Origin of the sequence: Enterobacter sp. 940_PEND, from assembly GCF_001059415.1 — a bacterium.
Taxonomy (GTDB): domain Bacteria; phylum Pseudomonadota; class Gammaproteobacteria; order Enterobacterales; family Enterobacteriaceae; genus Enterobacter; species Enterobacter cloacae_M.
In genome coordinates this window covers 77,250-92,168 of the sequence record NZ_JUMS01000099.1, presented here as the reverse complement: position 1 = coordinate 92,168, position 14,919 = coordinate 77,250, and the positions used below count along the sequence as shown (strand labels likewise).

The window sequence follows — 14,919 nt, the reverse complement described above, 5'->3', positions numbered from 1 at the left end:
TCGGGCTCATAACCCGAAGGTCGTCGGTTCAAATCCGGCCCCCGCAACCACTTTCCCATAAAGTTCTTTTTCAAATATACTGTGAAGACTTAGAGCCTTCGTAGCTGGATTTGAAAAAATTCTTTTGGAAAGTGCTCCAGGCCACAGTTGTGGCTATAGGGTTCAGTTATCTAAAGCCCCGATTTATCGGGGTTTTTTGTTATCTGACTACAGAATAACTGGGCTTTACGCCCTTTTTTTATGTCTTGGGGGTGGGCTTGTCCACATTAGAGCAAAAATTAACAGAGATGATTACTGCACCGGTCGAAGCACTGGGCTACGAACTGGTCGGCATCGAATTCGTTCGCGGCCGTACATCGACGCTGCGCATCTATATTGATAGTGAAGATGGCATCAATGTTGATGATTGTGCTGATGTCAGCCACCAGGTGAGTGCGGTTCTTGATGTTGAAGACCCGATTACCGTTGCGTACAACCTGGAAGTTTCCTCACCTGGCCTCGATCGCCCGATGTTCACGGCCGAGCATTATGTGCGCTTTACCGGTGAAGAAGTGGCTCTCGTTCTGCGTATGGCCGTACAGAACCGCCGTAAATGGCAGGGAATTATCAAAGCCGTTGATGGTGAAATGATCACGGTGACAGTCGAAGGCAAAGATGAAGTGTTCGCGCTGAGTAATATCCAGAAGGCGAACCTGGTTCCCCACTTTTAACAGTCTGGATTGAGGTGAAAAGCCCGCGATGAACAAAGAAATTTTGGCTGTTGTTGAAGCCGTCTCCAACGAGAAATCACTGCCGCGTGAGAAGATTTTCGAAGCGCTGGAAAGTGCACTGGCTACAGCAACCAAGAAAAAATACGAACAAGAGATCGATGTTCGCGTAGAAATCGATCGTAAAAGCGGTGACTTCGATACATTCCGTCGTTGGGTAATCGTTGAAGAAGTGACCCAGCCGACCAAAGAGATCACGCTGGAAGCCGCCCGTTTTGAAGACGAAAGTCTGAACGTGGGTGACTACGTTGAAGATCAGATCGAATCTGTGACCTTCGACCGTATCACCACGCAGACCGCTAAACAGGTTATCGTGCAGAAAGTGCGCGAAGCCGAGCGCGCGCTGGTTGTCGATCAGTTCCGCGATCAGGAAGGCGAAATCATTACCGGCGTGGTGAAGAAAGTGAACCGCGACAACATCTCCCTCGAGATCAAATCCGAAGGGTTGCCGGGTAACGCTGAAGCCGTGATCCTGCGTGAAGATATGCTGCCGCGTGAAAACTTCCGCCCGGGCGACCGTATTCGCGGCGTTCTGTACGCGGTACGCCCTGAAGCGCGTGGTGCACAGCTCTTCGTGACCCGTTCTAAACCAGAAATGCTGGTAGAACTGTTCCGTATCGAAGTGCCGGAAATCGGTGAAGAAGTTATCGAAATTAAAGCGGCGGCTCGCGATCCGGGCTCCCGTGCGAAAATTGCGGTGAAAACCAACGACAAGCGTATCGACCCGGTCGGTGCTTGCGTCGGTATGCGCGGTGCGCGCGTTCAGGCAGTTTCTACTGAGCTGGGCGGCGAACGTATTGATATCGTTCTGTGGGATGACAACCCGGCGCAGTTCGTGATCAACGCAATGGCTCCAGCTGATGTGGCGTCTATCGTTGTTGACGAAGACAAACACACCATGGATATCGCTGTTGAAGCGGGCAACCTGGCGCAGGCAATCGGCCGTAACGGTCAGAACGTACGCCTGGCGTCACAGCTGAGCGGCTGGGAACTCAACGTAATGACCGTTGATGACCTGCAGGCTAAGCATCAGGCTGAAGCCCATGCGGCGATCGATACCTTCACTAAATACCTGGATATTGACGAAGACTTCGCCACTGTTCTGGTTGAAGAAGGATTCTCTACGCTGGAAGAACTGGCCTATGTGCCAATGAAAGAGCTGCTGGAAATTGACGGTCTGGATGAACCAACCGTTGAAGCCCTGCGTGAACGCGCTAAAAACGCACTGACCACCCTGGCACTGGCTCAGGAAGAAAGCCTTGGCGATAAGAAGCCGGCTGATGACCTGCTGAATCTGGAAGGTCTTGATCGTGCGATTGCGTTCAAGCTGGCTGCCCGTGGTGTTTGTACGCTGGAAGATCTCGCTGAGCAAGGCGTTGATGACCTGGCTGATATCGAAGGTTTAACCGACGAGAAAGCCGGCGAGCTCATCATGGCCGCACGTAATATTTGCTGGTTCGGCGACGAAGCGTAATAAACTGTAGCAGGAAGGAACAGCATGACTGATGTAACTGTAAAATCGCTGGCTGCTGAGATTCAGACCTCCGTGGACCGCCTGGTACAGCAATTTGCTGATGCAGGGATCCCGAAGTCCGCTGATGACTCGGTGACCGCGCAAGAAAAACAAACCTTGTTAACGCACCTGAACCGTGAACACGGTTCTACGCCTGACAAGTTAACGCTGCAGCGCAAAACGCGCAGCACGTTAAACATCCCTGGTACCGGTGGCAAAAGCAAATCGGTACAAATTGAAGTCCGCAAGACGCGCACCTTTGTAAAACGTGATCCGCAAGAGGCAGAACGCCTTGCCGCGGAAGAGCAGGCACAGCGTGAAGCGGAAGAACAAGCTCAGCGTGAGGCGGAAGCAGCCGCCAAACGTGAAGCAGAATTAAAAGCTGAACGTGAGGCCGCAGAAAAAGCGAAACGCGACGCAAGTGATAAAGTGAAGCGTGACGCTGCGGAAAAAGACAAAGTGAGCAATCAACAGACAGACGAAATGACCAAAACCGCCCAGGCTGAAAAAGCCCGCCGTGAAAATGAAGCTGCCGAGCTGAAGCGTAAAGCGGAAGAAGAAGCCCGCCGTAAGCTGGAAGAAGAAGCTCGCCGCGTCGCCGAAGAAGCGCGCCGCATGGCAGAAGAAAACGAGAAGAATGGTGTGAATACCGTTGAGCCGACTGAAGACACCAGCGACTATCACGTGACCACTTCTCAGCATGCGCGTCAGGCTGAAGATGATAACGACCGTGAAGTAGAAGGCGGCCGTGGCCGTGGTCGTAATGCAAAAGCAGCGCGTCCGGCGAAAAAAGGCAACAAGCACGCTGAATCCAAAGCTGACCGTGAAGAAGCACGCGCTGCTGTTCGCGGCGGTAAAGGCGGCAAGCGTAAAGGTTCCGCGCTGCAGCAGGGCTTCCAGAAGCCGGCTCAGGCAGTTAACCGTGACGTCGTGATTGGCGAAACCATTACCGTTGGCGAACTGGCGAACAAGATGGCGGTTAAAGGCTCTCAGGTCATCAAAGCAATGATGAAGCTGGGTGCCATGGCGACCATCAACCAGGTCATCGATCAGGAAACCGCACAGCTGGTTGCTGAAGAGATGGGCCACAAAGTTATCCTGCGTCGTGAAAACGAGCTGGAAGAAGCAGTAATGAGCGACCGTGATACTGGTGCTGCGGCTGAACCGCGCGCACCGGTTGTGACCATCATGGGTCACGTTGACCACGGTAAAACCTCTCTGCTTGACTACATTCGTTCTACCAAGGTTGCCTCTGGCGAAGCGGGTGGTATTACCCAGCACATCGGTGCTTACCACGTAGAAACTGACAACGGTATGATCACCTTCCTGGATACTCCGGGCCACGCCGCGTTTACCTCAATGCGTGCTCGTGGTGCTCAGGCGACGGATATCGTTGTTCTGGTTGTTGCTGCAGACGACGGCGTCATGCCGCAGACCATCGAAGCTATCCAGCACGCGAAAGCAGCAGGTGTGCCGGTTGTGGTTGCAGTGAACAAGATCGATAAGCCAGAAGCGGATCCCGATCGTGTTAAAAACGAACTTTCCCAGTACGGTATTCTGCCGGAAGAGTGGGGCGGCGAAAGCCAGTTCGTACACGTGTCTGCGAAAGCGGGTACCGGTATCGACGAACTGCTGGACGCGATCCTGCTGCAGGCCGAAGTTCTGGAGCTGAAAGCCATCCGTAACGGTATGGCGAGCGGTGCGGTTATCGAATCCTTCCTGGATAAAGGACGTGGCCCGGTTGCTACCGTTCTGGTTCGCGAAGGTACGCTGCATAAAGGCGATATCGTTCTGTGCGGTTTCGAATACGGTCGCGTTCGTGCGATGCGTAACGAACTGGGTCAGGAAGTGCTGGAAGCAGGTCCGTCCATTCCAGTGGAAATCCTGGGTCTGTCCGGTGTTCCGGCTGCCGGTGACGAAGTGACCGTGGTGCGTGACGAGAAGAAAGCGCGTGAAGTGGCACTGTATCGTCAGGGTAAATTCCGTGAAGTTAAACTGGCTCGTCAGCAGAAATCTAAACTCGAGAACATGTTTGCCAACATGACCGATGGCGAAGTTCACGAAGTGAACATCGTTCTGAAAGCCGACGTTCAGGGTTCTGTGGAAGCGATCTCCGACTCCTTGCTGAAACTGTCTACCGACGAAGTGAAAGTGAAGATCATCGGTTCTGGCGTAGGTGGTATCACCGAAACCGACGCGACCCTGGCTGCTGCCTCCAACGCTATCCTGGTTGGCTTCAACGTTCGTGCGGATGCATCCGCGCGTAAAGTGATTGAAGCTGAAAGCCTGGATCTGCGCTACTACTCCGTCATCTATAACCTGATCGACGAAGTGAAAGCAGCCATGAGCGGCATGCTGTCTCCTGAGCTGAAACAGCAGATCATCGGTCTGGCTGAAGTACGTGACGTGTTCAAATCACCGAAATTCGGTGCGATCGCGGGCTGTATGGTTACCGAAGGTAACATCAAGCGTCACAACCCAATCCGCGTACTGCGTGACAACGTGGTTATCTACGAAGGCGAGCTGGAATCCCTGCGCCGCTTCAAAGATGACGTTAACGAAGTCCGTAACGGCATGGAATGTGGTATCGGCGTGAAGAACTACAACGACGTTCGCGTTGGCGATATGATCGAAGTGTTCGAGATCATCGAAATTCAGCGTACCATCGCTTAATCTTCGTCGGCTTTTGGGCCGCCACTGCGTTGGCTGCGCTCGTTCACCCCGGTCACATAGTTATCTATGCTCCCGGGGATTCACGAGCTTGCCGCCTTGTTGCAACCCAAAATCCTTAGAAGATTAACTAGCGTAGGCCGGGTAAGCGAAGCGCCACCCGGCAATAATTTTAAAAGGGGCTTTTAGCCCCTTTTTTGTCTGGAGAATTTATTATGGCGAAAGAATTTGGTCGCCCTCAGCGCGTAGCGCAGGAAATGCAGAAAGAGATCGCACTCATTCTGCAACGTGAAATTAAAGACCCGCGCGTCGGCATGATGACTACCGTTTCCGGTGTCGAAATGTCCCGCGATTTGGCCTATGCAAAAGTGTTCGTCACCTTCCTGAACGATCAGGACGAAGCGGCAGTGAAAAACGGCATTAAAGCGTTGCAGGAAGCCTCTGGTTTCATCCGCTCCCTGCTTGGCAAAGCGATGCGCCTGCGTATCGTGCCTGAGCTGACCTTCTTCTACGACAACTCGCTGGTCGAAGGTATGCGTATGTCCAACCTGGTGACCAGCGTGGTTAAACATGACGACGAGCGTCGTGTTAACCCGGCGGACGACAGCAAGGAGGACTAATGAGTCGTCCTCGTCGTCGCGGTCGCGACGTGCATGGTGTGCTGCTGCTGGATAAACCCCAGGGCGCTTCCAGCAACGACGTGCTGCAGAAAGTTAAGCGTATTTATAACGCCAACCGTGCGGGCCACACCGGCGCGCTCGATCCGCTGGCAACCGGCATGCTGCCGGTCTGCCTGGGAGAGGCGACAAAGTTTTCCCAGTACCTGCTCGACTCCGATAAGCGCTACCGCGTTATCGCTAAACTGGGCCAGCGCACGGATACCTCCGACGCGGATGGCCAGGTGGTGGAAGAGCGTCCGGTGACGTTCAGCGCGGAACAGCTTGATGCTGCGCTGGAGAGCTTCCGTGGAGACACGATGCAGGTGCCGTCGATGTATTCGGCGCTGAAATATCAGGGCAAGAAGCTCTACGAATATGCGCGCCAGGGCATTGATGTCCCGCGTGAAGCCCGTCCGATAACCGTGTATGAGCTGCTGTTTATTCGCCACGAAGGCGATGAGCTGGAGCTGGAAGTACACTGTTCGAAAGGGACCTATATTCGCACCATCATTGACGACCTCGGTGAAAAGCTGGGCTGCGGTGCGCATGTGATTTACCTGCGCCGTCTGGCGGTAAGCAAGTACCCGGTGGAGCGGATGGTGACCCTGGAACATCTGCGCGAGCTGGTAGAACAGGCGGAAGCGCAGGGGATCGCGCCGGCAGATTTGCTGGATCCCTTGCTGATGCCGATGGACAGTCCGGCAGCGGACTTCCCGGTTGTTAATCTTCCTTTAACATCGTCCGTTTACTTTAAGAACGGCAACCCGGTTCGTACGGCGGAAGCGCCGCTGGAAGGACTGGTACGCGTGACCGAAGGTGACGAAGGGAAATTCATCGGTATGGGAGAAATGGATGGCGAAGGGCGCATTGCGCCGCGTCGTCTGGTCGTCGAATATCCGGTCGACGCGTGACGGTGATAACGGCTCACCTTGCGATAAGCAGGGGAGACGAGTAGAATATCGCCGCTTAACGCCTGGTAAATTGTTTAACAATCTGCGGGGCGTACATGGGATTGCTGAATTAGAGATCGGCATCCTTACATTCTTTATACTTTGGAGTTTGAAAATGTCTCTAAGCGTTGAAGCTAAAGCTAAAATCGTTTCTGAGTTTGGTCGTGGTACTAACGACAGCGGTTCTACCGAAGTTCAGGTTGCACTGCTGACTGCACAGATTAACCACCTGCAGGGTCACTTTGCAGAGCACAAAAAAGATCACCACAGCCGTCGTGGTCTGCTGCGTATGGTTTCTCAGCGTCGTAAACTGCTCGACTACCTGAAACGTAAAGATGTTGCACGCTACACCGCGCTGATCGAGCGTCTGGGTCTGCGTCGCTAATTCTTGCGAGTTTCAGAAAAGGGGGCCTGATGGCCCCTTTTTTCAACCAGACGGCAGCAATTCACTGGAAACTATTGTATTGTTGCTATAAATGATCTTCATTGCAGAGGTTCGCGCGGCTAATGAGAGGCTTCACCCATGGGGGTGTTGGTTGTCATTAGTCGCGAGGATGCGAAGAAGGTCGGGTTAAATCGACAGCACACCGGTGGTGTGCTGTCAAACATTTAAGAAAGGACAGAACTTTGCTGAATCCGATCGTTCGTAAATTCCAGTATGGTCAACATACCGTCACGCTGGAAACCGGCATGATGGCACGTCAGGCTACTGCTGCCGTTATGGTAAGCATGGATGACACTGCGGTATTCGTTACCGTTGTTGGCCAGAAAAAAGCTAAACCAGGTCAGGACTTCTTCCCGCTGACCGTTAACTACCAGGAGCGTACCTACGCTGCCGGTAAAATCCCGGGTGGTTTCTTCCGTCGTGAAGGCCGTCCAAGCGAAGGCGAAACGCTGATTGCGCGTCTGATTGACCGCCCGGTTCGTCCGCTGTTCCCGGAAGGCTTCGTTAACGAAGTACAGGTTATCGCGACCGTTGTTTCCGTTAACCCACAGGTTAACCCGGACATCGTTGCCATGATCGGCGCATCCGCTGCCCTGTCACTGTCTGGTATTCCATTCAATGGCCCAATCGGTGCCGCGCGCGTTGGCTACATCAATGACCAGTACGTGCTGAACCCAACTCAGGAAGAGCTGAAAGAAAGTAAGCTGGACCTGGTGGTTGCGGGTACCGAAGCCGCTGTGCTGATGGTTGAATCCGAAGCTGAACTGCTGAGCGAAGACCAGATGCTGGGCGCTGTGGTATTTGGCCACGACCAGCAGCAGATCGTTATCCAGAACATCAACGACCTGGTGAAAGAAGCCGGTAAACCTCGTTGGGACTGGCAGCCTGAAGCAGCAAACGACGCGCTGAACGCACGCGTAGCAGCCCTGGCAGAATCTCGTCTGAGCGATGCATACCGCATCACTGACAAACAGGAGCGTTACGCTCAGGTTGACGTGATCAAGTCTGAGACTATCGCGACGCTGGTTGCTGAAGACGAAGCGCTGGATGCTAACGAACTGAGCGACATCCTGCACGCTATCGAGAAAAATGTTGTTCGTAGCCGTGTACTGGCAGGCGAGCCGCGTATCGATGGCCGCGAAAAAGACATGATCCGTGGTCTGGATGTGCGTACGGGCGTTCTGCCACGTACTCACGGTTCCGCGCTGTTCACCCGTGGCGAAACGCAGGCGCTGGTTACCGCGACCCTGGGTACTGCACGTGACGCACAGATCATCGACGAACTGATGGGCGAGCGCACTGACAGCTTCCTGTTCCACTACAACTTCCCTCCGTACTCCGTAGGCGAAACCGGTATGGTTGGCTCGCCGAAGCGTCGTGAAATTGGTCACGGTCGTCTGGCGAAGCGCGGCGTGCTGGCAGTAATGCCAGAAGCTGACAAGTTCCCGTACACCGTTCGTGTGGTTTCTGAAATCACCGAATCCAACGGTTCTTCTTCCATGGCTTCCGTGTGTGGTGCTTCTCTGGCGCTGATGGATGCAGGCGTGCCAATCAAAGCCGCCGTTGCGGGTATCGCAATGGGCCTGGTGAAAGAAGGCGACAACTTCGTTGTTCTGTCTGACATTCTGGGTGACGAAGACCACCTGGGTGATATGGACTTCAAAGTAGCGGGTTCCCGCGAAGGTATCTCTGCGCTGCAGATGGATATCAAAATTGAAGGTATCACCAAAGAGATCATGCAGGTTGCTCTGAACCAGGCTAAAGGTGCTCGTCTGCACATCCTGGGCGTGATGGAACAGGCGATTAACGCGCCGCGTGGCGACATTTCTCAGTTCGCTCCACGTATCCACACCATCAAGATCAACCCAGATAAGATCAAAGATGTTATCGGTAAGGGCGGTTCCGTAATCCGTGCGCTGACCGAAGAGACTGGCACCACGATCGAAATCGAAGATGACGGTACTGTGAAGATCGCAGCAACCGACGGCGAGAAAGCGAAATTCGCGATCCGTCGCATCGAAGAAATCACGGCAGAGATCGAAGTGGGCCGCGTCTACGCAGGTAAAGTGACCCGTATCGTTGACTTTGGCGCGTTCGTTGCCATCGGTGGCGGTAAAGAAGGTCTGGTTCACATCTCTCAGATCGCTGACAAGCGCGTTGAGAAAGTGACCGATTACCTGCAGATGGGTCAGGAAGTACCGGTGAAAGTTCTGGAAGTTGATCGCCAGGGCCGTATCCGTCTGAGCATTAAAGAAGCAACCGAGCAGTCTCAGCCAGCTGCTGCGCCAGAAGCACAGGCAGCAGAACAGCAAGGCGAGTAAGTTGCCATTTGCCCTCCGCTTTGCGGAGGGCCTATTATCAGGCAGGACGCCTTGTTAAGCCGCCGGGGGACAGGACGTTCATCCAATAGTTGTCTTCGGGAGTGGGAAATGAAGCCTTTTTTGCGCTGGTGTTTCGTTGCGACAGCTTTAACGCTGGCAGGATGCAGCAACTCTGCCTGGCGTAAGAGCGAAGTCCTCGCAGTGCCATTGCAACCGACTTTGCAGCAGGAAGTGATTCTGGCACGCATGGAACAAATACTTGCCAGTCGGGCTTTAACCGATGAAGAACGCGCACAGCTTTTATATGAGCGCGGAGTGTTGTATGATAGTCTCGGTCTGAGGGCATTGGCGCGAAATGATTTTTCACAAGCGCTGGCTATCCGACCTGATATGCCTGAAGTATTCAATTACTTAGGCATTTATTTAACGCAGGCAGGCAATTTTGATGCTGCCTATGAAGCGTTTGATTCTGTACTTGAGCTTGATCCAACTTACAACTACGCGCACTTGAATCGCGGTATCGCATTGTATTACGGCGGTCGTGATAAGTTAGCGCAAGATGATCTGCTGGCGTTTTATCAAGACGATCCTAATGATCCTTTCCGCAGCCTGTGGCTTTACATCGTTGAGCGGAAGCTCGATGAGAAGCAGGCAAAAGAAGCACTGAAACAGCGCTTCGATAAATCGGACAAGGAACAGTGGGGATGGAACATTGTCGAGTTCTACCTGGGCAACATTAGCGAAGCAACGCTGATGGAACGCCTCAAGGCGGACGCAACGGATAACACCTCGCTCGCTGAGCATCTCAGTGAAACCAACTTCTATTTAGGTAAGTACTACCTAAGTCTGGGGGATATGGACAGCGCTACGGCACTGTTCAAATTAGCGGTTGCTAACAACGTACACAACTTCGTTGAGCACCGTTATGCATTGTTGGAATTATCGCTCTTGGGCCAGGAGCATGACGACCTGGCAGAATCGGACCAGCAATAGCTGACGACATAAACATCAGCCCGTAATCTTTTGATTGCCATCACCTTAACTGGTGAGGGCGTTGTTGTTCGTCAATACACCTACTTTGAGCCGGTTCACACTTTTCAATGAAAATTGCTAATCATTTTCACGATGAGCTAAGTAGACTGGCCGCCATTAATATCGAGGCACTTGTACTACATGGCTGAATTCGAAACCACTTTTGCAGATCTGGGCCTGAAGGCTCCTATCCTTGAAGCCCTTAACGATCTGGGTTACGAAAAACCATCTCCGATCCAGGCTGAGTGTATCCCACACCTGCTTTCTGGTCGTGACGTGCTGGGCATGGCCCAGACTGGTAGCGGTAAAACTGCAGCATTCTCGCTGCCGCTGCTGAACAACATTGATCCGGACCTGCGTGCACCGCAGATCCTCGTCCTGGCTCCAACCCGTGAACTGGCTGTTCAGGTTGCAGAAGCAATGACGGAATTCTCTAAACATATGCGCGGCGTAAACGTGGTAGCCCTGTACGGCGGCCAGCGTTATGACGTGCAGTTACGCGCCCTGCGCCAGGGCCCACAGATTGTTGTCGGTACGCCGGGCCGTCTGCTGGATCACCTGAAGCGCGGTACTCTGGACCTCTCTAAACTGAGCGGCCTGGTACTGGATGAAGCAGATGAAATGCTGCGTATGGGCTTCATCGAAGACGTCGAAACCATCATGGCGCAGATCCCGGACGGTCATCAGACCGCGCTGTTCTCTGCCACCATGCCTGAAGCGATTCGTCGTATCACCAAGCGCTTCATGAAAGATCCTCAGGAAGTGCGTATTCAGTCCAGCGTAACCACTCGCCCGGACATCAGCCAGAGCTACTGGTCTGTGTACGGCATGCGCAAAAACGAAGCGCTGGTACGTTTCCTGGAAGCAGAAGATTTTGATGCGGCGATTATCTTCGTTCGTACCAAAAACGCGACCCTGGAAGTGGCTGAAGCCCTGGAGCGTAGCGGCTACAACAGCGCAGCGCTGAACGGCGACATGAACCAGGCCCTGCGTGAGCAGACTCTGGAGCGTCTGAAAGACGGTCGTCTGGATATCCTGATTGCAACCGACGTGGCAGCACGTGGTCTGGACGTTGAGCGTATCAGCCTGGTTGTTAACTACGACATCCCGATGGATTCCGAGTCTTACGTTCACCGTATCGGCCGTACCGGTCGTGCGGGTCGTGCTGGCCGCGCGCTGCTGTTCGTTGAGAACCGCGAGCGTCGTCTGCTGCGTAACATTGAACGCACCATGAAGCTGACCATTCCAGAAGCTGACCTGCCAAACGCAGAGCTGCTGGGCAAACGCCGTCTGGAAAAATTCGCCGCGAAAGTACAGCAGCAGCTGGAAAGCAGCGATCTGGACCAGTACCGTGCGCTGCTGTCGCAGATTCAGCCTGTTGCTGAAGGCGAAGAGCTGGACATGGAAACCCTGGCCGCAGCACTGCTGAAAATGGCTCAGGGCGAACGTAGCCTGATCGTGCCACCAGATGCGCCGATGCGTCCTAAGCGTGAATTCCGTGACCGTGACGATCGCTTCGAACGTCGTGGCGACCGTAATGACCGTGGCCCACGCGGTGACCGTCCAGAGCGTGGTGGTGAAGACCGTCCACGTCGTGAACGTCGTGACGCGGGTGACATGGAACTGTACCGCATTGAAGTGGGCCGTGATGATGGCGTTGAAGTTCGTCACATCGTTGGCGCGATCGCTAACGAAGGCGACATCAGCAGCCGTTACATCGGTAACATCAAGCTGTTCGCATCTCACTCCACCATCGAGCTGCCAAAAGGCATGCCGGGCGAAGTGCTGCAGCACTTTACGCGTACCCGCATCCTGAACAAGCCGATGAACATGCAGCTGATGGGTGATGCACAGCCACGCCCTGACCGCGGTGGTGAACGTCGTGGCGGTGGTCGCAGCTTCGGTGGCGAGCGTCGTGAGGGCGGCCGCAGCGAAGGTCGCGGTGGTGAAGGTCGTCGTTTCTCCGGCGAGCGTCGCGAAAACCGTGGCCCACGTCGTGAAGAAGGCACCAGCCGCCGTCGTTTCGGTGACGCGTAAGCCTTTCGCTTCTGACGTAAAGTAAAATATACAGCCCCGATATACGCTATCGGGGCTTTTTTTATTCCCTTTGTACTCTTGTACTGGTACAGTGCGTCACATTAAAATGCAGAACCGCATGATTGACTGGAGAAAAGGCTGTATGGCGACACTAACCACCACCCAAACGTCACCCTCGCTGCTTGGCGGCGTGGTGATCATTGGCGGTACCATCATTGGTGCTGGGATGTTCTCACTGCCAGTGGTCATGTCCGGTGCGTGGTTCTTCTGGTCGCTGGCGGCGCTGGTGTTCACCTGGTTCTGCATGCTCCATTCCGGGCTGATGATCCTTGAGGCAAACCTGAACTACCGCATTGGCTCCAGCTTCGACACCATCACCAAAGATCTGCTGGGTAAAGGCTGGAACCTGGTGAACGGGCTGTCCATCGCGTTTGTGCTCTATATCCTGACCTACGCGTATATTTCGGCGAGCGGCTCGATTCTGCATCACACCTTCTCGGAGATGTCGCTGAACGTTCCGGCGCGTCTGGCTGGGTTGTGCTTTGCGCTGGCTGTGGCGTTTATCGTCTGGATGAGTACCAAAGCGGTGAGCCGCATGACGGCGATTGTATTAGGCGCTAAGGTCATCACCTTCTTCCTGACCTTCGGCAGCCTTCTGGGGCACGTGACGCCCGCCACGCTGTTTAACGTTGCCGAAGTGAACACCTCCTACACGCCGTACCTGCTGATGACGCTGCCGTTCTGTCTGGCGTCGTTCGGTTACCACGGTAACGTGCCGAGCCTGATGAAGTACTACGGCAAAGATCCCCGCACCATTGTGAAGTGTCTGGTCTACGGCACGCTGCTGGCGCTGGGTCTGTATGTTATTTGGCTGCTGGGGACGATGGGCAACATCCCGCGTCCGGAATTTATCGGCATTGCCCAGAAGGGCGGTAACATCGACGTGCTGGTGCAGGCGCTGAGCGGCGTGCTGAACAGCCGCAGCCTGGATCTGCTGCTGGTTATCTTCTCTAACTTTGCGGTGGCGAGTTCTTTCCTGGGCGTGACGCTGGGCCTGTTTGACTATCTGGCGGATCTGTTCGGCTTTGATGATTCTGCGATGGGGCGTTTAAAAACCGCGGTGCTGACCTTCCTGCCGCCGATTGTGGGCGGCCTGCTGTGGCCGAACGGCTTCCTGTATGCCATCGGTTATGCAGGGCTGGCGGCAACTATCTGGGCGGCGATTGTGCCGGCGCTGTTGGCGCGCAAATCACGTAAACGCTTCGGCAGCCCAAAATTCCGCGTCTGGGGCGGTAAGCCGATGATTGCGCTGATTCTGGTATTCGGCGTTGGTAACGCACTGGTACACGTGCTGTCGAGTTTTAACCTGTTGCCCGTTTATCAGTAAAACGAGGGGTTGACCCCCTCACCCCGGCCCTCTCCCATAGGGAGAGGGAGAAAAGCAAAAAACTACCCCACCAACTCCTCTTTCACCTGCATCGCCAGTTCAAACGAATGCAAACGCGCCTGGTGATCGAAAATCTGGCCGTTAACCATAATCTCATCCGCCTGCGTTTCGCGCAGCACCGCGTCCAGCCCGTGACGCACTTTCGCCTTATCGCCAACCAGCGACATGCTCAGGGCCTGCTGCACGCCATACTGCTCGGAGGCGGACCACAGCTGATGCATATTCTCCACCGGCGGCGGAAGCTGCCCCGTCTCACCGCGACGCAGCTTCACAAAAGCCTGCTGCATTGAGGTAAACAGGAATTCCGCGTCGCGATTGCTGTCGGCCGCAACGATGTTGATACACACCATTGCGTACGGCTTCTCAAGACGCTCGGACGGTTTGAAGTTCGTGCGGTAGAGATGCAGCGCCTGATGCAGCATATCCGGGGCAAAGTGGGAGGCAAACGCAAACGGCAGCCCAAGCTGCGCGGCGAGCTGTGCGCTGTAGAGGCTTGATCCCAACAGCCACACCGGGATCTTCTCACCGTAGCCCGGCACCGGGCGCACGTGCGGGTTCGGATCGCGCGCGTCGAACCAGTTCACCAGCTCGGCCACATCGCGCGGGAAGTTGTCGATATCGCCGCTCATATGGCGACGCAGGGCGCGCATGGTTGGCTGATCGCTGCCCGGCGCACGACCAAGACCCAAATCAATACGCCCCGGATAGAGGGTATTCAGGGTGCCAAACTGCTCGGCAATCACCAGCGGGGCGTGGTTCGGCAGCATCACGCCGCCGGAGCCCAGGTGTAGCGTGGTGGTGTTTGCCGCCAGATAACCGATCAAAACCGAGGTCGCGGCGCTGGCTATGCCAACCATATTGTGGTGCTCGGCCAGCCAGTAGCGGTGATAGCCACGCTTTTCGGCCAGCAGAGCCAGATCCAGAGAGTGCGAAAAGGCTTCTCTTGCCGAGGAGCCCTGAGGGATCGGCGCCAGATCCAGCACAGAAAACGGAATGGTTTTGTCAGTCATAACAGCTCACTTTGTCGACGGTCAATCTTTAATACTGCATTAAATAATGATAACCGTTGTTAACAAAG

Annotated in this window: 12 protein-coding genes; 11 read left to right on the top strand and 1 reads right to left on the bottom strand. The window is 54.6% G+C overall.

Annotated elements, in window-relative coordinates; genetic code table 11:
• The first annotated feature begins 257 nt into the window (after positions 1-257).
• The 11 genes from rimP (at position 258) to mtr (ending at position 13,781) form a co-directional block, all read left to right on the top strand.
• The gene (gene rimP / locus ADJ24_RS14605; protein WP_014833432.1) at positions 258-710 is read left to right on the top strand and encodes a ribosome maturation factor RimP; all 453 of its coding nucleotides are present in this window, start codon (positions 258-260) and stop codon (positions 708-710) included.
• Positions 711-738: 28 nt separating this feature from the next.
• Positions 739-2,241: a transcription termination factor NusA gene (gene nusA / locus ADJ24_RS14600; protein ID WP_003861798.1), complete on the top strand. Its 1,503-nt coding sequence runs from the start codon at positions 739-741 to the stop codon at positions 2,239-2,241.
• Between the two features lie 24 nt (positions 2,242-2,265).
• On the top strand, positions 2,266-4,953 hold the full coding sequence (gene infB, locus ADJ24_RS14595) for a translation initiation factor IF-2 (RefSeq protein WP_023309335.1): 2,688 nt from the start codon (positions 2,266-2,268) through the stop codon (positions 4,951-4,953).
• A gap of 212 nt (positions 4,954-5,165) precedes the next feature.
• Positions 5,166-5,570 carry a 30S ribosome-binding factor RbfA gene (gene rbfA / locus ADJ24_RS14590; RefSeq protein ID WP_003024988.1) on the top strand — a complete coding sequence of 135 codons (405 nt, stop codon included), beginning with the start codon at positions 5,166-5,168 and terminating at the stop codon, positions 5,568-5,570.
• Positions 5,570-6,520: a tRNA pseudouridine(55) synthase TruB gene (gene truB, locus ADJ24_RS14585; protein WP_048702712.1), complete on the top strand. Its 951-nt coding sequence runs from the start codon at positions 5,570-5,572 to the stop codon at positions 6,518-6,520. The genes rbfA and truB overlap by 1 nt, the downstream gene beginning before the upstream one ends.
• Positions 6,521-6,674: 154 nt before the next feature.
• Positions 6,675-6,944: a 30S ribosomal protein S15 gene (gene rpsO, locus ADJ24_RS14580; RefSeq protein ID WP_003861789.1), complete on the top strand. Its 270-nt coding sequence runs from the start codon at positions 6,675-6,677 to the stop codon at positions 6,942-6,944.
• A gap of 242 nt (positions 6,945-7,186) precedes the next feature.
• Positions 7,187-9,325, top strand: coding sequence for a polyribonucleotide nucleotidyltransferase (gene pnp / locus ADJ24_RS14575; protein WP_023309332.1), 2,139 nt, complete (start codon positions 7,187-7,189; stop codon positions 9,323-9,325).
• Positions 9,326-9,433: 108 nt separating this feature from the next.
• Positions 9,434-10,318: a lipoprotein NlpI gene (gene nlpI, locus ADJ24_RS14570; protein WP_023309331.1), complete on the top strand. Its 885-nt coding sequence runs from the start codon at positions 9,434-9,436 to the stop codon at positions 10,316-10,318.
• Between the two features lie 107 nt (positions 10,319-10,425).
• Positions 10,426-10,506, top strand: coding sequence for a protein YrbN (gene yrbN, locus ADJ24_RS25115; RefSeq protein ID WP_097397692.1), 81 nt, complete (start codon positions 10,426-10,428; stop codon positions 10,504-10,506).
• Positions 10,499-12,394: a DEAD/DEAH family ATP-dependent RNA helicase gene (locus ADJ24_RS14565; protein WP_023309330.1), complete on the top strand. Its 1,896-nt coding sequence runs from the start codon at positions 10,499-10,501 to the stop codon at positions 12,392-12,394. The genes yrbN and ADJ24_RS14565 overlap by 8 nt, the downstream gene beginning before the upstream one ends.
• Positions 12,395-12,536: 142 nt before the next feature.
• Entirely contained in the window at positions 12,537-13,781 is a 1,245-nt protein-coding gene (gene mtr / locus ADJ24_RS14560; protein ID WP_023309329.1) for a tryptophan permease, read from the top strand.
• A 62-nt stretch (positions 13,782-13,843) separates the two neighbouring features.
• Here the strand turns inward: mtr and ADJ24_RS14555 are convergent, their stop codons facing one another.
• Positions 13,844-14,851: a luciferase-like monooxygenase gene (locus tag ADJ24_RS14555; RefSeq protein WP_023309328.1), complete on the bottom strand. Its 1,008-nt coding sequence runs from the start codon at positions 14,849-14,851 to the stop codon at positions 13,844-13,846.
• Positions 14,852-14,919: the final 68 nt, after the last annotated feature.